Annotated in this window: 1 protein-coding gene; it reads right to left on the bottom strand. The window is 61.2% G+C overall.

Translation table 11 applies throughout. The features are described from left to right. Positions 1 to 19: 19 nt before the first annotated feature. Positions 20 to 844 (bottom strand): IS5 family transposase, encoded by an 825-nt coding sequence (locus ACYQ6W_RS22635; RefSeq protein ID WP_459678559.1) that lies wholly within the window; start codon positions 842 to 844, stop codon positions 20 to 22. Positions 845 to 899 lie beyond the last annotated feature (55 nt).

Raw genomic sequence — 899 nt, 5'->3', positions numbered from 1 at the left:
AGAGTCCGTTTGAGAAATGTCAGTTATGGGCGATCCGGCGCAGTAGCAGGCTGCCCATGGCGACATGGATCATGGCTTCGGACACGTCCAGCCGGGTTTCATAATCGCGCACGAGCCTGCGCCATCGTGTCATCCAGCCAAATGTACGTTCGACCACCCAACGTCGTGGTAGCACTTTGAAGCCTGGATCTTTGTCAGATCGGCGCACGATCTCCAGCACGAAGTCTCGGAACCCGGCTTTGTCGAGTAGCCTGGTGCGGTCATAGGCACCATCGGCGAACAGGTGCTTGAGCCAGGGCCAGCGCTTGCGGACGGCATCGAGGATGGCCTGTGCCCCGGCACTGTCGGAGATGTCGGCCGTGGTTAGATTGACCATCAGAAGCCGCCCGTCGGTATCGACGGCGATGTGTCGCTTGCGACCGACAATCTTCTTGTTAGCGTCATAGCCTCGCACCTGCGCATGCGGCGCTTTCACCGTCTGGCTGTCGATCACGCCACCAGAGGGGCTAGCTTCACGCCCGGCACGCTCACGGTCGAGCATCAACGACACGTCGTGAATGGTCTGGAACAGCATGCGGCGCACGAACCGCCGGAACCACCAATAGACAGTTTGCCACGGGCCGAAATCCGTCGGCAGCATGCGCCAGCCACCGCCGCTGCGCGCCATGTAGCGGATCGCGTTCAGCATCTCGCGCAAGTCGACGCTGACTTTGCGCCCACGCTTCGGCGGTTTGGGCAGTAGCGGTCTAATGCGCGCCCATTCCTCGTCGGTCAGATCAGTCGGATACCGCTTGGTCTTGCGGGCGATGTCGGCCATCCGGCCTCGGCTCTCTTGGGTCCACATCCCAAGCTTGAATCAGACCGCGCCGAGCCGCCACAACCATTTTCAAACAGCCTCT

It is taken from the genome of Acidisoma sp. 7E03 (assembly GCF_054665075.1).
Note: the sequence above shows the minus strand (reverse complement) of the source record. Positions and strands in the feature narration are given on the sequence as shown.

Bases quoted from the DNA above. Each gene is read 5' to 3' on its own strand.
- ACYQ6W_RS22635 (WP_459678559.1), bottom strand. From the start codon at position 844: ATGTGGACCCAAGAGAGCCGAGGCCGGATGGCCGACATCGCCCGCAAG.